This window comes from Xanthobacter agilis, from assembly GCF_021730435.1.
GTDB lineage: Bacteria > Pseudomonadota > Alphaproteobacteria > Rhizobiales > Xanthobacteraceae > Xanthobacter > Xanthobacter agilis.
This window is the reverse complement of the sequence record NZ_JABWGX010000005.1, coordinates 1-21399: the sequence shown is the minus strand read 5'-3', so window position 1 is coordinate 21399 and position 21399 is coordinate 1. Positions and strand designations below refer to the sequence as shown.

Genomic DNA, 21399 nt, shown 5'->3' with positions numbered 1-21399 from the left:
TAACGCTCACGGGCCTTGGGCATCAGTAGCCCACGGTCATGCGCGCCCGCACATGGGCCGGCTTCTCAATCTCATCGAGGAGAGCAACCGCATAATCCTCCGCCGAAATGGCGCTGCGCCCGTCCGCGCCCACCAAGAGCTGATCGCCGCCGACGCGGAAGACGCCGGTGCGCGAGCCCGGCTCGAAAAAGGCGGAGGGCGAGATGAAGGTCCACTCCAACCCGTTTTCGCCGTGCAGCGCCGCCAGGAACTCCACGCCGGGGCGGGCGAACGGCTTCCAGGCCTCCGGAAATTCCGGCGTGTCGATGAGCATCACGCCCGGCGCCACCTCCAGGCTCCCCGCACCGCCCACGATCAACACCCGCTTCACCCCCGCCGCGTTCAGGATCGCCGCCAGCGCGGGTTCGGACAGGGTCTGGAAGTGAAGGGCGCTCACGACCGCGTCGTGGCCGCGCAGATGTTGGGCGAAACCGGGGTCGGTGACATCCGCCGCCACCTTGGCGAGGCCGGGATGATCCTTCAGGCCCTCGGCCTTGCGGGCAATGCCGGTGACCTGATGGCCACGGGCGAGAGCCTCGGCCACGATGCGCGAGCCGGCCATGCCGGTGGCCCCGAGAACGGCGATTTTCATACTGTGCTCCCTGCTGCGGAAACCGCTCTCCACCCGCCGCGGGCCTGAAGCCCTTGACCGAAGCGTTCGTTGGCGGTTCCGATCAGGAACCATATGCGCAATCGGAACCTGGTTTGAAGAAGGCACCTCACGCGCACCAGGTCACACCGGAGGAACCCATGGCCCTTCACAAAGCCGCGCCCTTGACGCCGGCCCCCCCTGCGTTTGCCGTATTGGAGCCGCTGGAAACCGCGACCCTGGCGGCGGTGGCCGGCGTGGGGCGCTGCCCCACCCGCGACGTGCTCGACCGCATCGGCGATGCCTGGAGCGTGCTGGTGGTGGTGAAGCTCATGGCCGGTCCCTGCCGCTTCAACGCCCTGCGCCGGCAGATCGGCCCCATCTCGCAGCGGATGCTGACGGTCACCCTGCGCGCCCTGGAGCGGGACGGGCTGGTGGCGCGCACCGTATTCCCCACCACGCCGCCCCAGGTCCAATACGCGTTGACTCCCCTCGGTGGGTCCCTGGCCCAGGTGCTGGAAACGCTGAACCGCTGGGCCCTTGCCCATGCGGACGAAGTCGCGGACGCCCGCCGCCGCTTCGACGCCGGAGCGGCGCCGGACGCGCCCTGACCGGGCAGCCCCAGGCCGAAGCCGGCCAGCCCGAAGGGATCAGGTGCGAAGGATCACGCGTGGGCGGGCAGGTCGCGCCAGCGCTCCACCTCCCGCAGTTCGGTCTCCAGCCGGTCCACCGCGATGCGTCCGCGCTCCCGATAGACGGCGCCCGCGCCCCCATCCACGGAGAGCCAGTCGCCTTCCACGATCCGTGTTTCACCCACCCACGCCACGCCGGCCTGAGGGTCCACCGCCAGTTCCGAGCAGCCGGCCACGCAGGGCTTGCCCATCTGCCGCGCCACCAGCGCCGCATGGGCGGTGCGTCCGCCCACCGCCGTCACGATGCCGGCCGAAACCGAGAAGCCCGCCACGTCCGAAGTGGAGGTGTCGGGACGCACCAAGATCACCGGTTCGCCGCCATCGGCGAGACGCTGGGCGCTCTGGGAGGAGAAGGCCACGCGCCCCACCGCCACCCCGGCGGAAGCGCCGGTGCCGTGCAGGAAAGGCGCGCCCACATCGATCAGGCGCGCCTCGACCAGGGCTTCGGGATCAAGCGCGCCAACCCGCGCCAAACCCTCCTCCGGCGAGATGATGCCCTCGTGCACGAGATCGATGGCGATGCGCAGCGCGGCCCGCGGCGTGCGCTTGGCGGAGCGGGTCTGGAGCATCCACAAATTCCCGTCCTCGATGGTGAATTCCACGTCCTGTACATCCCGGAACGCCTGTTCCAGGGTGACCAGGATCCGGCGCAGCGCCTGGGCCGCCTTCGGCACCGTGCGCGCCAGCGCCGTTTCGGTCTGGGGCGAGCGGCTGCCCGACACCACGTCCTCCCCCTGGGCCTCGAACAGCACGTCGATGACCGGCTCGGGCGCGCCGCTCGACGGATCGCGGGAAAAGGCGACGCCCGAGCCGGAAGTGAGGCTCCGATTGCCGAACACCATGGCCTGCACCGTCACCGCAGTGCCTTCCAGATATTCGAGGTGCTCCAACGCCCGATAGGTCCGCGCCCGTTCCCCCATCCAGGAGCGATAAACGGCCTGGGCGGCCGCTTCGAGTTGCGCCATCGGGTCCGCGGGGGCGGCATCGCCATCGTCGTCCAGCGCCTCCGCATAGGCGCGGGTCAGGCGCTCCAGGGCCTCGCCATCCAGGTCCTCGACCCGTGTCGCGCCCTCGGCCGCCACCAGCGCGGCGCGCGGCGCCGTCAGCATCGCCGGATCGACGCCGAGCACGACGCTGCCGAAGCTTTCCAGGAAGCGGCGTCGGCAATCCCAGGCAAAACGCGGATTTCCGGTGCGGCGGATCAGCCCGTGCACCGCCTCGGGCGTCGCGCCCACGTCGAGCACGGTGTCGAGCATGCCGGGCATGGAGCGCGCCGCCCCCGAGCGCACCGACACCAGCAGCGGCCGCCGACGATCCCCCAGCACGCGGCCGGTGGTTTCCTCCAGGAAGCGCACGCCCTCTGCGAGGCCCTCACGCAGCTTGGCGCGGGCATCGCCATCACCGCGCACGATAGCGGCACACAAGCGCACCGGCAGCACGAAGGCCGGCGGCACCGGCAGCCCCAGGGCCGCCATCTGCGCCAGATTGGCCGCCTTGGCGCCAATGGTGTCGGCGGAAGGAAGGGAAGCGGGCTCGGCCGGCCTGCTCGTCGCACCAATGCGCACGATCGTCATGGGGGAGCCCTTCTATTTGGTGAGATCGGCGAGGACGTGGGCATGGAGCAGGTGACCGAACCCGGCCAATTGATCGGTGGAGCGCTCCAGCGCGCGCGCCAGCTCCAGCGCGGACAAGGCCACCTTCAGCTCGTAATCGCCCCGCAGCACATGGGTGGTAACGGCCCGCTCCATGGCATCGCCGTCGTGCTCGATCTCCACCAGGCGGCCGAACGCGGCGAGGGCGTCCTCGCTGTCCACGCGATTGCCGTCGGGGATCTCGGCCGCGGCGGCGACGCCCATGGCGGCCGCCTCGCTGCCCGCCACCGCGAGCCGCGCCAGCCGCAGCAACAGCTCGGCGAGATCGGCATCGAACGCCGACGGCAGCAGCGAGGCGATGAAGGCCGCCTGCTCCAGCTCGTCGATGGCCTCCTCGATGCGGTTGACGAGCCGCTCCACCGCGCGGTCGGCATCGAGCCGCGCGATCTCGCCGCGCACGTCCAGGGCGATCCGGTCGGCCTTCTGCTCGATGCGGCGCGCGGTCGCGGCAAGCGCCTCGCCATCGGTCTCCCGGCCGTTGGCGAGGGCATCCACATGCTGGGCAATGGCCACCGCCACCTCCCGCGCAAGGCCCGCTTGGCGGATCACCACGGCCAGCAGCGCCGTGTCCACCCGCTCCAGGCGCCAAACGAGATCCGCCTCGATCCGGTCGCGGGCGAGGCGCAGCGAACTGCCCTCCAGCAGCGCCTCCGCCGATATGCGCAGCACCGCCTGAAGGAAACCGACCGCCGCCTCGCGCCCGAGCACGGCATCGAGCCGCTCGCCGAAGCCGATGCGGGTGGGGGCCGCATGGTGCACCGCCGCCGCCACCAGTTCGCTGCCGCCAAGCTCCAGGAAACCGCGATGGCCCACCCGGTTGCGCGCCGCCCATTGCAGGATGCGCACCGCGTCCGCCTTCGGCACCCAGGCCCTGAGCACCTTGCGCGCCTTGTTCCAGTCGATGAGGAACACCAGCGCCGCGCCGAGCGCCTCCAGGAAGGCGAAGCGCTGGGCCTCGTCGGCATCGGTCAGCCGGCCGGACACGAGATAGAACACGCCGCCCTCGGCGAGACCTTCCGCGTGGCGGGCGTCGAAATCGCTCCATTTGGCGCCCAGGCCATCGAAGCAGGCGACGAAAAACTTGGCGCGCGGCCGGTGCACGTCGGAATAAGTGACGCTCACCGTGTCCTTTTCCACCACGATCACCACCACATGGGCATCGGTCTCCCCGATGTCGTTCTGGATGGTGAGGCGGGAGCCGGCGCGGGTGGCCACCGTGGCAAGGCCCGGATGGTCGAACTTCAGCTTCCGGGTGGCCTCGACCCCGCGCATGAAGGCTTCCACCGCCGGCTTGTCCTGCGGCAACAGGCCATAGGCGTGGGCGCCGGCCACCACCTCCTCCGCGTGCGCGGCCGCCAGGCGGTTGAGGTCCTTGTGCAGATCCATGATGAGACGATGCAGGCTGTCACCGCCATTGGCGGACAGGCTGGACAGGGCCAGAATCTCGGCCTCGGACAGGGTGTCGCTCTGGCCGAGGGCCGTATGCCCGCGCAGCGCCGACAGACGGCGCCCCGCGACCTCCCCGGCCGCCGCGTCGCCGGCCGCCACCGCCCGCGCCATGGTCGCGACATCGTCCCACACGCCCACCCCAAGCGCGCCGATGCCCGGTGCGCTCACCTCATCCCCGGACGCCCGTCCCGCCCGCGTGACCAAGGCATCCATCGCCACCGGGTCGAGCCCCACTTCACGACATTCCTCGGTGAGCGCGAAACGCGGCGCGGCCGGCGCGCGGGCGTGGCGACCGGCATCCTGCAGCACGCTCAGGCGCACCTTCACCCGGTCATTCGCCCGAAGGCCATCGGCAATGAGGGATGGCAGGAGAATCTCGCCCTGGCCAAGTTCCTCGACAATTTGGGACTTCATGCACGTCTCCCGCCCTTGCCGCCAACGCACCCCGGTCGGCACCCATCGGCAATTGAGGGGCCAGGACCGATCAAAGCTCGCAGAGACATAGCCACGGGAACAACAACATCCAATTACATCATGGTCGATGTCAAAAAAAAACAGAGGTAACTGATTGTTGCGCGTCATGAATCTGTCATGACTTGAACGTGGGGGCCAATTGCTCCGCAACAACGGACCAACATCAGTGATCGCGGCGCCAAACCTGGACATCCCAGCACTTCCAGGCGGACTCGCAAGGAACTGCGCGGGTTTCCAGTTCACGAAACGCCGGCAAACGGGGCTATTCGGCCGCTCCCGAAGCTAGACAACCCACGCCACGACAAGACGCAATACACGCTAACATTGCATAAATGCCGCAGACCTCGCGAAAAGCGCGACACCCGGATCGCGCGCAGGGCAACACACATGGGGCCGCCCGCTGCGATCGAACCGCTCCCAAGGAACGACGAAAAAAGCGTAGAAAGGGGACGAGCCAGCGCGGGCGCCGCGCTCTCGGCCCCGTGCCGGTCTCAGGCGCGCCGGATCTCGCGTTCGGCCGATGCTTCGCCATCACCGCACGGGCGTTTCCGGCCTCGGTTCCGGGCCGCGCGCAGGTCGGCATCCGCCTGGGCGAACAGATCGTCGGCAGCCCCGTGCCCCTCGGTCCGGCCGATGCCGATCGCGGCGGCGACGCTGAAGACATGCCCGTCCGCGGCAATGGGCGCGCTGATGGCTTCAGCCGCCGCATGGACCCGCCCTTCCAGCTCAGCGACCGCCTGCGGGCCCTGAGCCAGAACCGCGAATGCGTCGCTGCCGATCCTGGCGATCAGGTCCATGCCCCGGAACACCCGCCGCAGCCGCGTGGCCACTTCCAGCAGACAGGCATCGCCCACCTTGCGCCCGAAGCTGTCGTTCACCCCCTTGAAGCCGTCGAGGTCAACGAGCAACAACGCGCGCGGGCACCCTTCCCGCACCTCGGCAAGGACCTGTTCGAGCATGACCCGGCTGGACAGGCCGGTGAAGGCATCGCACTCCGTGTGGCGGCGCAGCTGGTCGCGCAGGCTCCGTTCGGCGGTGATATCCTGCTTGAGGCCGAAGATGCGCACGGGTTGCCCGTCGTCCGCCTCCACCTCGCCACTCACGCGCACCCATTTGAGGACGCCCCGCAGGTCGCGGATGCGCGCATCGAGGGTGAAGCCCCCGCAGGTTGCTATGGCCTGCTCGCGCAGGCGCTCCAGATCCCGGCGGGAGGCGTGGTCATACAGCGTCCAAGCGATCTCGCCCGTGATCCGGGTGCCACGGGGCACGCCGAAAATGTCGTAGACCCCATCGGTCCAGGTCAGTTGGCGGGTCCGAAAGTCGAACTCCCACACACCGATCTTGCCGCACGCCGAGGCCCGTTCGTACATCTTCTTATAGCGTCGCGCGGCCGCCGCATGCTGGCGTGCGGCCCCTTCGGCCTGGGCGAGATCGAAACGAAGCGCCGCCACCGACGCGCTTTCGGCTTCGGCCGTCAGCAGCGGCACCAGCAGCCGCGCGGCCTCCTCCATCTGCCGGGTCAATCCGGCATCGCCGGCGCGCGGCTGCGGATCAACCACGCACAGGGCGCCAAGACCGGCTCCCGCCGACGAAACCAGAGGCGCGCTCGCGAAGAAGCGCAGCGGCTGCGCCGCGCCGTCGATCCGCGTGGCGTGATAGGCGGGACTGTCGAGCAGGTCGTCGATGGTCAGGCGCTGCCGCAAGGCGGCCGCCACCTGGAACAACGGCGGCGCATCGACCATCCCATCCATCCGCGCGTCGGCGTGCGCCACCTGCAGCCGCCGGCCGGGGCGGGCGAGGACCACGGCCCCCATGCCGAGGGCGCGGCGGACAAACCTCAACAGTGGCCACGTCTCTTCACCCGCAAGGGAACTGTCATGCTCAGGAACAATCAGCCCCATGGCCTTAAGACCTTCGCTTGGCGCCGACACAACAGCGCCTGGACTTCCTGGATGCCGCCCACCGTTCGACTTGGCGTTCCCCCGACCGCAGCACCGGTGCGGCCTTCAGGCATTCGTGCACCGTGAGACGTTGCCCATGGCGGGTCAGTGGTGAAAATGTACGCAATCCCCCTGCGCGTTCAAGGCGGAGCACGCTTTATAATGAACAAACCCCTTGCGATGTCTCGCGGCCGACAATCCTTTCGTATAAGGTCAAAAAATCACACTGGTGTGTCAGCCCCTCCCCTCTAGAATTTTATTTTCATGCTCCCGATCTTTACTGATTCCGAAAGACGACGGGCGACGCTTGGCTGGATCCTGTTCGACCCGGCGTGCCAGCCTTATTTCACGCTCATCACCACCTTCATCTTCGCCCCCTATTTCGCCTCCGCGGTGGCGCCGACCCCGGCGGAAGGGCAGGCGCTGTGGGGCTTTGCCACCGGCGCGGCGGGACTTTTCATCGCCTTCTGCTCGCCGGTGCTGGGCGCCGTCGCCGATGCTTCGGGCCGACGCAAGCCGTGGATCGCCCTGTTCGGCGCCATGCTGATGATCGGCTCCGGCCTGCTGTGGTTCGCCACGCCCGGTGACGAAAGCCGCATCCCGCTGATCCTCGTCGCGTTCGCGGTGGGCACCATCGGGGTCGAGTTCGCCACGGTGTTCAACAATGCGATGATGCCAAACCTCGCGCCGCCCGAGCGGCTCGGACGGCTGTCCGGCATCGGCTGGGCGGCGGGCTATTTCGGCGGGCTGGTGTCGCTGGCGGTGATGCTCGCCTTCTTCTCCACCCGGCCCGACACCGGGCTGACCCTGCTCGGGGCGCCGCCGGCCTTTGGGCTCGATGCCGCCACGCGGCAGGGCGACCGCCTGTCCGGTCCGTTCACCGCCGTGTGGTTCGCGGTGCTGGTGCTGCCCCTGTTCCTGCTGGTGCCCGACCCGCCCGCGGCCATGCCCATGACAGTCGCCGCCAAGACCGGCCTTTCCCGAATCCGCGCCCTGCTGCCGCGCCTGCGGACCCGGCCGATGCTGGCGCGCTTCCTGATCGGCAACATGATCTATGCCGACGGGCTGGTGGCCCTGTTCGCCTTCGGCGGCATCTATGCCGCGGGCGTGTTCGGCTGGGGCTCCGTGGAGATCGGCATCTTCGGCATCCTGCTCACCATCACCGGCACCCTGGGGGCCCTGGCCGGCGGCTGGCTGGACGACAGGTTCGGCTCCCGCATCGTCATCCTGGTGGCGCTCGGGTGCCTGATCGTCGCCTGCGTCGGCCTCCTGTCGCTGGCCCGCGACTCGCTATTGTTCGGCCTCGTGCCCACGGCGCCGGGCACCGGCCTGTTCGCCACCGTTCCGGAGCGCGCCTATCTCGGCCTCGGCCTGCTCATCGGTGCGGTGGCGGGGCCGCTTCAGGCCGCATCCCGCACCCTGCTGGTGAGGCTCGCGCCGCCGGAGCATCTGGCCGAATGCTTCGGCCTGTTCGCCCTATCGGGCCGCATCACCTCCTTCGCCGCACCCACCACGGTCGCGGTGGTGACGGCAATCACCGCCAGCCAGCGGGCAGGCGTGGGGGTGCTGCTGGTGTTCTTCGGGCTCGGCGCATGGCTCATTGCCGGCCTGCGCGGCGTGCCCCGGCCCGGCCGCGCCTGAGCCCGGCCATGGCTTGTCCTTGCCCGCGCCGGAATCCTCGGCCAAGGATTAGGCTGGAACATCGCACCCACTGCGCCGAGATCGCCATGACGCTCCGCTCGATCCGCTTCAACCCCGCGCCCCATGTGGACCCGGCCTCGGCCACCACGGTCCACGAGTGGTATCAAGACACAACCGGCGCCTTCTCCGCCGGCTTCTGGGGCTCGGAAAGCTCGACCCTTTCCGTCCATTACGAAGAGGACGAATTCTGCGTGCTCCTGGAAGGCACGGTGGAGCTCACCGACGCCTCCGGGCACATGGAGGTGTATCAGGCGGGAGAGTCCTTCCTCATCCCCTCCGGCTTCAGCGGCACCTGGCGCAACGTGACGCCGGTGCGCAAATTCTATGTGGTGCACCTGCCGAAGCCGACGGCCGGGGGCGTGCCCGGAGACATCGACGGCGGCATCCTCTGAGCCGCCCCTGCCGGCGGGAACCTATGGGACGCCCGGCTTGTTTCCTTCCGAGACCTGATTTTCGGATAAGGAAAAACGTCATGTCCGTGCGACTTCAGATTTCGGCCATGCTCTTCCTGATGATCCAGGCGCTGGCATTCTTCGCCGCCACCTTGGTGCTGCTGCTCTCCCCCTTCTCGCGCGAGGCCATGAGCCTGATGCCGTGGGTGGTCGCGGGCACCGCGCTGGTGTCGATGCCGCTGTCGTGGTGGCTCGCGCCGCGGCTGCGCGCCCGCACCTGGCGCAGGGACGGCGCCATGGACCTGCTGAAATAACGAGCGGCCCCTGTGGCCTCATGTCGGGCGCCCTCGCAATCGCCGTGATTGAGTGCCATTTTGTTCTCGACAGAGAATCACGCTCCCGCGAGACAGTGCCCTTGACCCAGTTGCCCCTATCGCGCCGGCATCCGGCCGAACCGGCGCCCGACAGTCCCTCCCCGCGGCCCGGTGGCATCGCCGCGCGGGCGCTGGCGGGGGCGGCTCCGGCCGCGCCGGAGACCCCCTATCTTTCCGGCCTCAATCCCGAGCAGCGCGCGGCGGTGGAGACCCTGGAAGGCCCGCTGCTGGTGCTGGCCGGCGCCGGCACCGGCAAGACCCGCGTGCTCACCACCCGCATCGCCCACATCCTCGCCACCGGGCGCGCCTATCCGTCCCAGATCCTGGCCGTCACCTTCACCAACAAGGCGGCGCGGGAGATGAAGGACCGAATCGGCACCATGGTCGGCGATCTGGTGGAGGGCATGCCCTGGCTCGGCACCTTCCACGCCATCGGCGTGCGCATCCTGCGGCGTCACCACGAATTGGTGGGGCTGAAAAGCGGCTTCACCATCCTCGACACCGACGACCAGATCCGCCTGTTGAAGCAGTTGCTGACCGCCGAGAACATCGATGACAAGCGCTGGCCGGCGCGCCTGCTCGCCGCCACCATCGACGGTTGGAAAAACCGCGGCCTGTCGCCGAAGGACGTGCCGGCCGGCGAGGGGGCCGTGTTCGCCAACGGCAAGGGCGGAACCCTCTATGCCGCCTATCAGGCGCGGTTGAAGGCGCTCAACGCCGTGGACTTCGGCGACCTGCTGCTGGAAGGCATCCGCCTGTTCCGCGAAAATCCCGACGTGCTCGCCGAATACCACCGCAAGTTCAAATATCTGCTGGTGGACGAGTATCAAGACACCAACGTCGCCCAATATCTGTGGCTGCGACTTCTCGCCCAGGGCTCGAAAAACGTGTGCTGCGTGGGCGACGACGACCAGTCGATCTATGGCTGGCGCGGCGCCGAGGTGGACAACATCCTGCGCTTCGAGAGCGATTTCCCCGGCGCCGCCGTGATCCGGCTGGAACGCAACTACCGCTCCACCGGCCATATCCTGGCCGCCGCGTCCCACCTCATCGCCCATAACGAGGGGCGGCTCGGCAAGACCCTGTTCTCGGAAGGAGACGATGGCGAGCGCGTCACCGTCACCGGCGCCTGGGATTCAGGCGAGGAAGCGCGCGCCATCGGCGACGAGATCGAGGCCCTCCAGCGCGCCGGCCACCCGCTCTCGCAGATCGCCATTCTGGTGCGCGCCTCGTTCCAGATGCGCGAGTTCGAAGACCGCTTCGTCACCCTCGGCCTGCCCTATCGGGTCATCGGCGGCCCGCGCTTCTACGAGCGGGCCGAGATCCGCGATGCGCTGGCCTATCTGCGCTGCGTCAATTCCGGTTCCGACGATCTCGCGTTCGAGCGCATCGTGAACGTGCCCAAGCGCGGCATCGGCGATGCCACCTTGAAGCAGATTCACGATGTCGCCCGCGCCGCCCGCGTGCCGCTCCAGGATGCGGTGCGCGTACTTACCGAGAGCGAGGAGCTGAAGCCCAAGGTGCGTTCCACCTTGCGCGGCCTCCTGGACATGTTCGCACGCTGGCGCGAGCAGTCCCGCGTGCTCTCGCACACCGAATTGGCCGAGATCGTGCTCGACGAGAGCGGCTATACGGAGATGTGGCAGAAAGACCGCTCGGCGGAAGCGGCCGGACGGCTCGAGAACCTGAAGGAGCTGGTGCGCTCCATGGAGCCGTTCGAGAATCTCGGCGGCTTCCTGGAGCACATTTCCCTGGTGATGGATGTCGACAACGGCGCCGGCGAAGACGCGGTGCAGGTGATGACGCTGCACTCCGCCAAGGGCCTGGAGTTCGATACCGTCTTCCTCCCCGGCTGGGAGGAGGGCCTGTTCCCCCACCAGCGGGCGCTGGACGACCAGGGCAAGGCCGGGCTCGAGGAAGAACGCCGCCTCGCCTATGTGGGCATCACGCGGGCGCGCGCCTCGGCGCGCATCTATTTCGCCTCCAACCGGCGCATCCACGGCCTGTGGAACTCGACCCTGCCGAGCCGCTTCCTCGACGAGCTGCCGGACTCCCATGTCAAGGTGGAAGAGAGCCGTGGCGGCATGGGCTGGGGCGGCTCCGGCTATGGCGGATCAAGCTATGGCGAGAGCCGGTTCGACCGCGCGGGCGGCTCCTTCGGAAGTTCGTCCTACTCGACCCCCGGCTGGCAGCGGGCGCAAAGCCAGCGCGAGGGCGGCTTCAATGCTGGCGCCGGCAATGTTGGCGCCGGGCGTGGCGGAGCCCGCGGCGCCCATGGAAGCACTCATGGGAGCACTCACGGGAGCCCGCCGCTGATCGAAGGCACACTGGTGGCCTCGTCCACCGGCGCGCCCTCCACCTTCAGCCGGGGCGAGCGGGTGTTCCACGTCAAGTTCGGCTATGGCGAGATCACAGGCATCGACGGCAACAAGCTCACGGTCCAATTCGACAAGGCCGGTGAGAAGCGGGTTCTGGAAACCTTCATCGAAAAAGCCTGAGCGCGGGTCCCGCCGGGCTGGGCCTGCTTGTCTTTTGCAGCGTCATGGTGGCTTAGTTCGCAGGTTGCCCGGCATGACGGCGCCCGCCAACCGGGGGAACGGCGGACGGTGTACCCCTTTTTTCTCTCCTGCGAGCGGCGATGGCGCCGGGTCGCACGGTGATGCGCGCAACCCCATGGCCCTGTTCACCATCCCCCTGCTGGTCATCGCGCTCCTCGTCTATTTCGGGGCGATGCTGGCGCTATTCCGCCTGCGCGCGACACTCGGCATCGGCACGTTCTTTTGCGCCCTGGGCAGTCTCCATTTCATGGAGACCTACCTTGCCGCATCTTTATACCTCTCTCTACCGTTCGGAATATCCTTGTCGCCCGGCTCGGTGGTGATGTTTTCGGGTAAGCTTGCACTGCTGCTTCTGGTATACATCCGCGAAGACGCGGAAGTCGCGCGCCAGCCCATCTATGGCCTGCTTCTGGGCAACGCGATCCTCGTCGCTTTGGTGTCAATCCTCAGGCTGGAGCTTCCCGGCAGTCCCCAGCCGGCGACGAGCGACCTTGCCTTCATGGACCAGATCGGCGGGCTGATGCTGTGGGGCACGGCGCTGCTGTTCGCGGATTGCATCGCCATGATCCTCATCTACGAACGGCTGTCGCGACAGCTCAACAAATGGCCGGTCCTGGTGATCTGGCTGACCCTGGCGGTGGTCCTCACCTTCGATCAGGCGGGCTTCTTCGCGGTGCTGCACCTCAGCGTTGGCGTGCCGTTTTCGGCGGGGCTCGGGGGCTGGATCGGCAAGCTGGTGGCGGCGGCGCTCTATGCGTTTCTCCTGGCTGTTTACCTCAAGCGTTTCGAGATGATCGCGCAGGTCGCGCCGCGCCGGCTCCGCGATGTGTTCGGCATCCTCACTTACCGCCAGCGTTATGAGGACTTGAGCCGCGCCGCGCGCCGCGATCCGCTCACCCAGGTGCTGCATCGCGGTCAGTTCGAGCCGGTGGGGCGGGACCTCATCACCCTGGCGCGGACCGCCCACCGGCCCATGAGCCTGCTGCTGGTCGACATCGACAATTTCAAAGAGGTGAACGACCGCTTCGGGCACCCGGTGGGCGACCAGGTGCTGCGGCGGGTGGCCGAGACCCTCAACGATGGCCTGCGGCAGTCGGACTATGTGGTGCGCTACGGCGGCGACGAGTTCGCCGCCTTCGCGCCCGGCGTCGACCACGCGGGCGCCATGGCGCTTGCCGCCATGCTGCGCGATCGCATCGCCGCCCTCGAACTGCCCGAGGGGGTGCCCGCGCTTACCCTCTCCATCGGCGTCGCCACCGCGCCGGAAGACGGCGAGACCTTGACGGATCTGCTCGGCATGGCCGACAAGCGCCTCTATGCGGCCAAGGCCGGAGGGCGCGACACCTTCGTCGGCGCCTTCACGCCCTGAGCCGTCCCTGAAGCGCGGATACAGCCCCTGATGCTCGAAGGTCTCCCCCCGAACGACGCCACCCATGTCATGCGTGTCGCCGCGCCGCGCACCACGGCGATGCGGATCTCCGATCTCATCTCGGAGAGCTTCGATCCGGCCGACGTGACAGTCGCGATTTTCGAGCAGGCGGAGGACGACTGGCTGGTGGAGGTCTTCGCCGGAGACGCCTTCGACGCTGAGCGCCTGCGCGAACTGGTGGGCTTCGCCGCCGGCGAGGAGCTGGCAGCCGCGGTCACCTTCTCGGCGGTGGAGGAAAAGGACTGGGTGGCCGCCAGCCTGGAGGGCCTCGCGCCGGTGAAAGTCGGCCCTTTCATGGTGCACGGCGCCCACGACCGCTGCCGGGTGCCGGCCAGCGCCATCGGCATCGAAATCGAGGCGGCCCTTGCCTTCGGTACCGGTCACCACGGCACTACCCAGGGCTGCCTTGCCGCCATCGCGGACATTGCCCGCATCGGCCGACCGCAACGGGTGCTGGATGTGGGCACCGGCACCGGCGTGCTCGCAATCGCCGCCACCCGGCGGTTCCACACCCAGGTCGTGGCGAGCGACATCGACATCGTCGCCGTGCGCACCGCCAAGGTGAACGCCCGCGCCAACAAGGCGGGCGCCGGCATGACCCTGCTGCACGCGGCGGGCGCCGATGCCCGCAACATCACGGCAGGGGGCCCCTACGATCTGATTCTGGCCAACATCCTGCTGCCCCCGCTGAAGCGCCTCGCGCGGCCGCTGCGCGCGCTGCTGGCGCCGGGGGGGCGCATCGTCCTGTCGGGCCTCCTCGTGTCGCATGTGCCCGCGGCGCTGGCGGCCTATCGCAGCCAGGGCCTGCATCTGGTGTCGCGCCGGCACATCGAGGGTTGGGCAACCCTCGTTCTCGCCGCCGATCGCTGAGCGTGCCGCGCGCCTGCGACGGCGCGCGCCCAACCACAGGCCGCGACAGCGGCTCCAGACGGCAAGCGGAACACTCAATGATGGAGGTCGGGATGATCCTCGACCCGACGGGCAAGGTACCGCGACACCTCGCGCTCGGCCTGGGCGGCGCGGGCGGCGATGAGGGCGTCGAACAGGCGCCGAAAAAGACCCTTCGCGGGCATTTCGGCGGCGCTCGCGTCGCGGGAGAGAGAGAACGACTTCGCGGGATAGGTCACGGCACTCATGGAGGCCTCCTGTTCCGGGTCATGTCATCCGGGCAAGATCGCCCTTGATGCCGGTCAGGATATGTTGCGTCGCACCAAAGGCGGAAGAGATAGGTCAGCATAGCTGCCCTGCATTGCACGCAATGACGGCGCGCCTGTTCCGGCCCGCTCCTTGCAGGTGCAAAACGGCATGATTTTCAAAGGGATTTCGGCACCGCCGCAAAACTAGGCAGATGTAGCGGAAGGGGAGATACCCACCGCGCAGCCCCCTGTCAACCGTCGATCGGGATCGCCTCCGGCGGGTCCCCGACCGGAGAGAGCGGCATCAGGCGCCATGGCGGGAACCCGGCGGGCGCCCGGAAACCCGCCACGGCGGCGGGGCCGCCCGCTCAGCAGCGGGCGCCCATGCAGACCTTCCGCCCCAACCCGTCCGGTGCCGGCAACGCCGCATGGGTGGCGCGCATCAGCGCGATACGCTCCAGAACGTCGTCGGGAAACGGCGTCACATGGCGCGTCTTCAGGTTGACATGCAGCGCCACCTGCTCGCAGGTGGCGGAAACCCACCCCTCGGCAGCATGATGCAGCATCTGGTAGAGATGGATACGCTTGTCGTCGTAATCCATGAGGCGCAGGGTGACCCGCACCGGACATTCCGGCGTGATCTCCCGGAGATAGCGAATGTGCGCTTCCGCGGTGAAGAAGGATGATCCGCGCTCATGCGCATATTGCGCACCCAAGCCAAGAAGAGTTAGCGCCTCTTCCACGGCCTGATCAAAGACCAGATTGTAATAAGCCATCTTCAAATGGCCGTTATAATCCATCCACGCCCGTTCCACCTTCCTGCCGGAGGAGACAAACGGGGCGAAGAATACAGGCTCGAAATCCATCCGATCCAGCATGGCCGTCGCTCCCTGTCTTGAAGTTTGCTTGAGCGGTAGTCACTGTGCCGTGAGACGCGCCCATCGTCACGCCGGAAATGGATCAAAATCTGGCGGACCGAGCGAATCAGAAATATCACTGTCAAATTGAAAACATCGACGCACGGCTATCTCCTACCATTCCCCGTCTTTTTCGATTCGCCGGCCCAACCTGAGCGTCGCAGCCAAAGTTAAGGAAAAGTAAATGCTTGCCGCAGATGCACACTCGAGCCCCCCAATCGGCGACCGTGTCGTTTCCGCCACAGCAGAACTCAAATCCGCGCTTGATCACAAGGTCGTGACGACAACGGCGGTCCGCGAGCAGCATGCCAATGTGACCACCTACCTACCCAACGAACCGGCGGATGCGGTGGTGTTCGCCGCATGCACAGAAGACGTGCAGACCACCGTTCGCATCTGTGCGGCCCATGGGGTTCCCGTCATCGCCTGGGGGGCGGGCACCTCCTTGGAGGGGCAGGTGAACGCGCCAAGGGGCGGGGTCTGCATCGACCTCTCGCGCATGAACCGCATCCTCGCCGTAAACAGCGCCGACCTCGACTGCGTCCTTGAGCCGGGCGTCACCCGCAAGCGCCTGAACGAGGACCTGCGCGACCAGGGCCTGTTCTTCCCCATCGACCCGGGTGCCGATGCCACCCTGGGCGGCATGGTCTCCACCCGCGCCTCGGGCACCAACGCGGTGCGCTACGGCACCATGAAGGACAATGTGCTGTCGCTGAAGGTGGTAACCGCCGACGGGCGCCTCATCACCACCGGCACGCGCGCCCGCAAATCTGCCGCCGGCTACGATCTCACCCGCCTGTTCGTGGGCGCCGAAGGCACGCTCGGCATCGTCACCGAGATCACGCTGAAGCTCTACGGCATTCCTGAGGCCATTTCGTCCGCCGTGTGCCCCTTCCCCAGCATCACGACGGCTTGCGACGCGGTCATCGCCACCATCCAGAGCGGCATTCCGGTAGCGCGCATCGAATTGCTGGACGAGGTGCAGGTGAAGGCGTGCAACGCTTACGCCCGGCTGAGCCTGGCCGAGACCCCCACCCTGTTCATGGAGTTCCACGGCACCACGGCCGGCGTGCACGAGCAGGCCGAGCTCTTCGGCGCCATTGCCGCCGAGTTTGGCGGCGGCCCCTCGGAGTTTTCGGTGAAGCCCGAGGAGCGCTCCCGGCTCTGGCAGGCCCGCCACGACGCCTATTGGGCGGCACTGCTGCTGCGCCCCGGCGCCAAGGCGGTCGCCACCGACGTGTGCGTGCCCATCTCGCGCCTCGCCGATTGCGTGGAGGCGACCAAGGCGGACATCGTGGCGATGGGCCTGGTCGCGCCCATCGTGGGTCATGTGGGCGACGGCAATTTCCACACCGTCCTGATGGTGGACATGGACGATGCCGCCGACCTCGCCAAGGCAAAGCAGTTCATGGCAAGGCTTGTGGAACGCGCCCTTGCCATGGGCGGAACCGCCACCGGCGAGCACGGCATCGGCCAGGGCAAGATGAAATACATGGCGGCCGAACACGGCGAAGGCGCGCTCGACGCCATGCGCGCCATCAAGCGCGCCCTCGACCCCCACAACATCATGAATCCAGACAAGATCTTCACCCTCTGATCGCGATCGGAAGGCACCCCCGGAACAAGATCCGGATGCCGCCGCCGACATCGTCCGATCATGCGAAAAGACAGGCCGAGCGGCTTTCGCGCTGCACCATTGACGCGAAGATGCGCCACAATGGAGTCATCACTGCCCGCGGTTCATCCGGCGGGCGATCGAGGAGACGGGCGTGCAAGGGATCCTCATCAGCCTCGCGACAGCGGTGACGCTCGCCATCCTCGGCGCCTTTGCGGCACCGCTGGTGGTGGACTGGAACGCCTGGCGCGGCACCTTCGAGCGCGAGATCGGCCGGACCCTGGGCATTCCGGTGGTCATCCGCGGCGCCATCGAAGCGGAGATCCTGCCCGCCCCGCGCCTCACGCTCAAGGATGTGACCCTGGGCGATGTGGTTTCCACCGGAGGCACCGTCCGCGAGTTCCAGGCGGAACTGTCCCTCGGCGCCCTCATGCGTGGCGAGGTGCAGGCCACGGGTGTCACCCTGGTGAAGCCGCAGATGCGGCTCGTCATCGACAGCAGCGGCCGCGTCGCCCTGCCCACCGGCGCCAGCCGCGCCGCGGAGATCGGGATCGCCCGCCTGGAGGTGCGCGACGGAACCCTCGACGTGCTCGACCGCGCCTCCGACCATACCGTCACCCTGGACGATCTGGACCTGCGTGGCGAAGCCCGTTCCCTGTCCGGTCCGTTCAAGCTCGACGGGGAGGTGGAAGCCTCCGGCGCCCGCTTCGGCCTGCGCTCCACCCTTGGCAAACTGGACGCCACCGGCAGCGGCAAGCTGCGCCTGACGCTCGACGGCCGCAGCCGGCCCTATAGCGTGGATCTCGACGGCACCTTTTCCGCCGCCAATGGCATGCCCGGCTTCGACGGACGCGCCAGCGTCACCCGCAAGGGCGCGGCCAGCCTCGATTCCTGGCAGCTCGCGGGGCACTTGAAGGCGTCCCCCGCCCAGATCCTGGCCGACAGCCTGGAACTCGCCCTCGGCGGTGCGGCGACGCCGGCCCAGCTTTCAGGCGCGGCGCGGCTCACCCTCGGCCGCGCCATCGGCCTCGACGTGGTGCTGAACGCCCGCAGCCTCGACCTCGACGCGCTCGGCGCCGGCGGCACCGCCACGCCGGGGACGAGCCCGGCCATCCGCCCGGCGGAAGCGCTGGCGCGCGGCCTGTGGATGCTGGCGGACCTGCCCGCCCCCGACATCGCCTCCAAGATCGGCGTATCCGCCGAACAGCTGGCGCTGGGCGGCACGGTGGTGCGCGATGTGCGGCTCGACCTCACCGGCAGCTCGTCCGGCTGGCGCATCGACACCGCCGAGGCCCTGTTGCCCGGCAAGGCCGCGCTGAAGGCGTCCGGCGCGCCCGATGGCGGAAGCTTCGCCGGCGCCCTCTCCTTCAGCGCCGAGGACCCGGCCGCCTTCGTGCGCTGGGCCGTGCCCGAGGCCGCCCGCGACATCAGCGCCGCCCTCAAGGCGCCCGTGCGCATTGCCAGCAAGGTGCGGCTGTCGCCGGGCGGCATCGCCCTCGACGGTCTCAACGCGGTCATCGGCCCCGGACGGCTCACCGGCACCCTGGCCGCCGCCCTGCCGGCCACTGGCGGGCCGAAGCTGGACATGACCCTCACCCTCGACAGCTTCGACCTCGATCCCCTGATCGCGGCCTTGCAGCGGGCGGCCACCACCGTGGGCGGCGGCGCCGATGCCAACCTGAAGCTCGACGGGCGGAACCTCACCATCGCGGAACAGCCCCTGGGCCGTCTCGTCCTCGACGCCTCCGCCACCGGCGGGAGCTGGCGGGTGAAGCGGATGGTCATGGACGACCTGGGCGGGCTCCATCTCGAAGGCGCGGGCTGGATGGAAAACTTCTCCACCACGCCGCGCGGCGAGTTCAACCTCACCATGAGCGGCGCCAAGGCCGATGGCCTCGTCCCCGTGGCCCGCCTGATGGCCGGACCGGAGATCGCCGACGTGCTCGCCCGCCTTGTGCCGGTGGCGGCCCCGGTGAAGCTGACGAGCGCCGTGGAGTGGCGCGAGGCCGGTGGACGCCGCGTCTCCAGCGCCGGCAGCCTCGGGCGCATCACGGGCCAGGTGGCGTTTACCCGCAGCACCGCGGGCGTGCCGCTCGCCATCGACCTCACCGCAGATGCGGAGGATGGCGCCCAGCTGCTCGGCGCGCTCGGCATCGAGGGGCTCAACCCGCGCCTCGGCGCAGTGCAGGGCGCGTTCAGCCTCGCGCCGCTGACCCCGGGCGAGGGCGATGTGAAGGCGCGGCTCTCCACCCCCACGCTCTCCCTGACCGCCGAGGGCAAGGCGCGGCTCGTGAATGGCACCCTCGAGCCCGCGCTCTCGGTGCGCGCCGATGGGGCCGATCTGGGACGGCTGCTGCCCCAATTGGCCGCGGCGGCCGACAATGCACCGGTGCCCGCCGCCCTCGCCTTCAACCTGTCGCGGCGCGATGGGGTATGGCGCGCCGCGAACGTGGAAGGCTCCCTCGGCGGCGCGCCGGTGACCGGCGCCGTGGACCTCGAGCCCGGTGCCGTCCCCCGCCTGACCGGGCGCCTGGCCTTCGACAGCTTGTCGGTGCCGGCGGTGGTCGGCCTGTTCGGTGCCCGCGCGGCCGCGCCCGAGCAAAGCGGCGCGTTCTGGAGCAACGCCCGGTTCCTCCCCAATCCCGTGAGCGGGGTCGCCTTCGGCCTCGATCTCGTGGCCGGACGCCTCAACCTGATCGGCCCCTACACCCTCACCACCGCGAAGATGCGGCTCGTCAGCGACGGCGTGGACCTCGACCTGCGGGACATTTCCGGCAGCTTCGGCGGCGGGACGGCCGGCGCCCACCTGGAGGTACGTCGGCGCGGCGAGGGCGTGGAAGCCGATGGCCGCGTGCTGCTCGACAAGGTCGAAATCCCCGCCCTCATCGCGCCCACCGCGGCCAGCGCCCCGCCCCGGGGCCGCCTCAGCCTCTCCCTCGACCTGGGCGGCAGCGGCCGGACCCCGCTGCAACTGGTGCAGAGCCTGTCCGGCCAGGGCACCATCGTGGTGCAGAACCTCGAGGTGGGCGAGGCCGATCCCTCGGCCGTCTCGGTGGTGCTGGCGGATACGGCGGGCCTTGCCACCCCGCCCGACGAGCGGCACACCGCCTTGTTGTTCGACCGCGCCCTGATGCGCGGACCGCTGCGCATCCCGGCCGCGGAATCCACCCTCAGCACAGTCGGCGGGGTCGTGCGCCTCTCGCCGGCGCGGGCCCAGGCGGGCGACACCCGCCTCGCCTTCAGCGGCAGCCTTGACCTTTCCCGCCTGCTGATGGACAGCGCCATCGAATACGAGGGTCCACCCCAATCGGGCACCAGCCCGACCGGAACGCTTTCCTGGCGCGGGACCGTCATGGCACCGGACCGGCGCGTCGGCGCCACCGGCCTCACCAGCGTCATCGCCCTGCGCGCCATCGAGCGCGAGACCCGGCGGCTGGAGGACCAGCGCGGAGGCGTCACCACTCCAGCGGCGCCAACAGCGGCAAGCTCGTCCACTCCAAGCTCGTCCACTCCAAGCGCCATCCTACCAAGCCCGCTCGTGCCGGCCCCGGCGGCGCCCGCCGCAACCACGCCGGCACCGCGCCCGGCCGCCCCCGCGCCACGGCCCGCGGCGGCGCCAGCGCCACAGCCGGCACGGCCCGCGCGCGCCAGTGACGCCATTGAACGGCGCGACCTGCCCGCCCCCACGGCAACGCCCCGGCCCACACCGTTCGGAACCGGCACCAGCACGCCGGCCGCCGGTGCCGGCACCGCGCCGGCGACCGCGTCACCGGCCCAAGCGTCACCTGCACCGTCGTCGCCCACACAGGCATCCCCGGCTCAAACGTCACCTGCGCCGGGGGCCGCTTCGCCCCCATCGCCGGGCCACACACCGACGGTCCGCCGGCCGCTACCGGCGGCCCCGCCCCCGGCGACCGCGGCCCAGCAAACGCCGGCACGGACCAGCGAACGCCCGCCGGCATCGGTTGTGCGCCCCCCGCTGCCCCTGGAGCCGACACTGCCGCCCACCCGTGGCTTCGGCGATCTGCCGAGGCCTCCGGGCCTCGTGGGCGAATGATCTGAGGCGCCCCGCACAGCGGAATCCGAAGGCCGCCATGGACGATCCGGGCAGCCGATTCGGGTAGCGGTTGTTCAAAGTGCCTTCTGCGGCCAGGCCCCCGTTCCGGCCATGGCGACGCAACGGGAGCAAGGTCCAAGGACAGGTCGCACCGGCGGGCTTCATGCCAAAGGCCCATGAGCCCGACGCGTCAGCCTTCGGCAATGCCTTCGTGGCGCTTGAGCCGACCCACTTGGCCGACCCACTTGGCCGACCCACTTGGCCGACCCACTTGGCAGCAGTCAAAGACCGGCGCAAATGGTATAAAAGTAGAGACGAACGGGACGCCCCGCCATCGGACGCAGCACGCGCGCACAAAAGGCCGCCGCCGCCCGCGACCATGGCG

General features: G+C 69.0%; 15 protein-coding genes. 9 read left to right on the top strand and 6 right to left on the bottom strand.

Annotated features, from left to right (window positions below; translation table 11 throughout):
• Positions 1 to 22 precede the first annotated feature (22 nt).
• Positions 23 to 631 (bottom strand): NAD(P)-dependent oxidoreductase, encoded by a 609-nt coding sequence (locus HUW53_RS04685; protein ID WP_237344597.1) that lies wholly within the window; start codon positions 629 to 631, stop codon positions 23 to 25.
• Between the two features lie 158 nt (positions 632 to 789).
• Between HUW53_RS04685 and HUW53_RS04680 the strand changes: the two genes are divergently transcribed.
• Positions 790 to 1239, top strand: a complete 450-nt coding sequence (locus tag HUW53_RS04680) for a winged helix-turn-helix transcriptional regulator (protein WP_237344596.1) — start codon at positions 790 to 792, stop codon at positions 1237 to 1239.
• Positions 1240 to 1292: 53 nt separating this feature from the next.
• Here the strand turns inward: HUW53_RS04680 and HUW53_RS04675 are convergent, their stop codons facing one another.
• The 3 genes from HUW53_RS04675 to HUW53_RS04665 form a co-directional block, all read right to left on the bottom strand.
• Positions 1293 to 2894 carry a PEP/pyruvate-binding domain-containing protein gene (locus tag HUW53_RS04675; RefSeq protein ID WP_237344595.1) on the bottom strand — a complete coding sequence of 534 codons (1602 nt, stop codon included), beginning with the start codon at positions 2892 to 2894 and terminating at the stop codon, positions 1293 to 1295.
• 12 nt (positions 2895 to 2906) lie between these two features.
• Complete coding sequence (locus HUW53_RS04670; protein WP_237344594.1) at positions 2907 to 4835, bottom strand: DUF47 family protein; 1929 nt, start codon at positions 4833 to 4835, stop codon at positions 2907 to 2909.
• A gap of 551 nt (positions 4836 to 5386) precedes the next feature.
• Entirely contained in the window at positions 5387 to 6736 is a 1350-nt protein-coding gene (locus HUW53_RS04665) for a sensor domain-containing diguanylate cyclase (RefSeq protein ID WP_237344593.1), read from the bottom strand.
• A 363-nt stretch (positions 6737 to 7099) separates the two neighbouring features.
• Here HUW53_RS04665 and HUW53_RS04660 point away from each other — a divergent pair, with 363 nt between their 5' ends.
• The 6 genes from HUW53_RS04660 to HUW53_RS04635 all read left to right on the top strand — a co-directional run bounded on the left by HUW53_RS04660 (position 7100) and on the right by HUW53_RS04635 (position 14159).
• On the top strand, positions 7100 to 8476 hold the full coding sequence (locus HUW53_RS04660) for an MFS transporter (RefSeq protein ID WP_237344592.1): 1377 nt from the start codon (positions 7100 to 7102) through the stop codon (positions 8474 to 8476).
• Between the two features lie 86 nt (positions 8477 to 8562).
• The gene (locus HUW53_RS04655) at positions 8563 to 8928 is read left to right on the top strand and encodes a cupin domain-containing protein (RefSeq protein ID WP_237344591.1); all 366 of its coding nucleotides are present in this window, start codon (positions 8563 to 8565) and stop codon (positions 8926 to 8928) included.
• Between the two features lie 80 nt (positions 8929 to 9008).
• A complete protein-coding gene (locus tag HUW53_RS04650; protein WP_237344590.1) occupies positions 9009 to 9242 on the top strand; it encodes a hypothetical protein in 234 nt (77 codons plus the stop codon).
• 101 nt (positions 9243 to 9343) lie between these two features.
• Positions 9344 to 11800: an ATP-dependent helicase gene (locus HUW53_RS04645; protein WP_370877794.1), complete on the top strand. Its 2457-nt coding sequence runs from the start codon at positions 9344 to 9346 to the stop codon at positions 11798 to 11800.
• A gap of 175 nt (positions 11801 to 11975) precedes the next feature.
• Complete coding sequence (locus tag HUW53_RS04640) at positions 11976 to 13229, top strand: GGDEF domain-containing protein (RefSeq protein ID WP_237344589.1); 1254 nt, start codon at positions 11976 to 11978, stop codon at positions 13227 to 13229.
• A 30-nt stretch (positions 13230 to 13259) separates the two neighbouring features.
• The gene (locus tag HUW53_RS04635) at positions 13260 to 14159 is read left to right on the top strand and encodes a 50S ribosomal protein L11 methyltransferase (protein WP_237344588.1); all 900 of its coding nucleotides are present in this window, start codon (positions 13260 to 13262) and stop codon (positions 14157 to 14159) included.
• A gap of 74 nt (positions 14160 to 14233) precedes the next feature.
• Here the strand turns inward: HUW53_RS04635 and HUW53_RS04630 are convergent, their stop codons facing one another.
• Positions 14234 to 14425 carry a hypothetical protein gene (locus HUW53_RS04630; RefSeq protein ID WP_237344587.1) on the bottom strand — a complete coding sequence of 64 codons (192 nt, stop codon included), beginning with the start codon at positions 14423 to 14425 and terminating at the stop codon, positions 14234 to 14236.
• A gap of 368 nt (positions 14426 to 14793) precedes the next feature.
• A complete protein-coding gene (locus tag HUW53_RS04625) occupies positions 14794 to 15303 on the bottom strand; it encodes a thioesterase family protein (protein ID WP_237344586.1) in 510 nt (169 codons plus the stop codon).
• A gap of 223 nt (positions 15304 to 15526) precedes the next feature.
• On the opposite strand from HUW53_RS04625, the gene HUW53_RS04620 reads away from it, so the two are divergent.
• Together HUW53_RS04620 and HUW53_RS21945 are read left to right on the top strand one after the other, a co-directional pair.
• A complete protein-coding gene (locus tag HUW53_RS04620; protein WP_237344585.1) occupies positions 15527 to 16939 on the top strand; it encodes an FAD-binding oxidoreductase in 1413 nt (470 codons plus the stop codon).
• A gap of 172 nt (positions 16940 to 17111) precedes the next feature.
• The gene (locus HUW53_RS21945) at positions 17112 to 21014 is read left to right on the top strand and encodes an AsmA family protein (protein WP_307500075.1); all 3903 of its coding nucleotides are present in this window, start codon (positions 17112 to 17114) and stop codon (positions 21012 to 21014) included.
• Positions 21015 to 21399: the final 385 nt, after the last annotated feature.

Coding starts and splice junctions, on each gene's coding strand:
- HUW53_RS04685 (WP_237344597.1), bottom strand. CDS start 631: ATGAAAATCGCCGTTCTCGGGGCCACCGGCATGGCCGGCTCGCGCATC.
- HUW53_RS04680 (WP_237344596.1), top strand. CDS start 790: ATGGCCCTTCACAAAGCCGCGCCCTTGACGCCGGCCCCCCCTGCGTTT.
- HUW53_RS04675 (WP_237344595.1), bottom strand. CDS start 2,894: ATGACGATCGTGCGCATTGGTGCGACGAGCAGGCCGGCCGAGCCCGCT.
- HUW53_RS04670 (WP_237344594.1), bottom strand. CDS start 4,835: ATGAAGTCCCAAATTGTCGAGGAACTTGGCCAGGGCGAGATTCTCCTG.
- HUW53_RS04660 (WP_237344592.1), top strand. CDS start 7,100: ATGCTCCCGATCTTTACTGATTCCGAAAGACGACGGGCGACGCTTGGC.
- HUW53_RS04655 (WP_237344591.1), top strand. CDS start 8,563: ATGACGCTCCGCTCGATCCGCTTCAACCCCGCGCCCCATGTGGACCCG.
- HUW53_RS04650 (WP_237344590.1), top strand. CDS start 9,009: ATGTCCGTGCGACTTCAGATTTCGGCCATGCTCTTCCTGATGATCCAG.
- HUW53_RS04640 (WP_237344589.1), top strand. CDS start 11,976: ATGGCCCTGTTCACCATCCCCCTGCTGGTCATCGCGCTCCTCGTCTAT.
- HUW53_RS04635 (WP_237344588.1), top strand. CDS start 13,260: ATGCTCGAAGGTCTCCCCCCGAACGACGCCACCCATGTCATGCGTGTC.
- HUW53_RS04630 (WP_237344587.1), bottom strand. CDS start 14,425: ATGAGTGCCGTGACCTATCCCGCGAAGTCGTTCTCTCTCTCCCGCGAC.
- HUW53_RS04625 (WP_237344586.1), bottom strand. CDS start 15,303: ATGCTGGATCGGATGGATTTCGAGCCTGTATTCTTCGCCCCGTTTGTC.
- HUW53_RS04620 (WP_237344585.1), top strand. CDS start 15,527: ATGCTTGCCGCAGATGCACACTCGAGCCCCCCAATCGGCGACCGTGTC.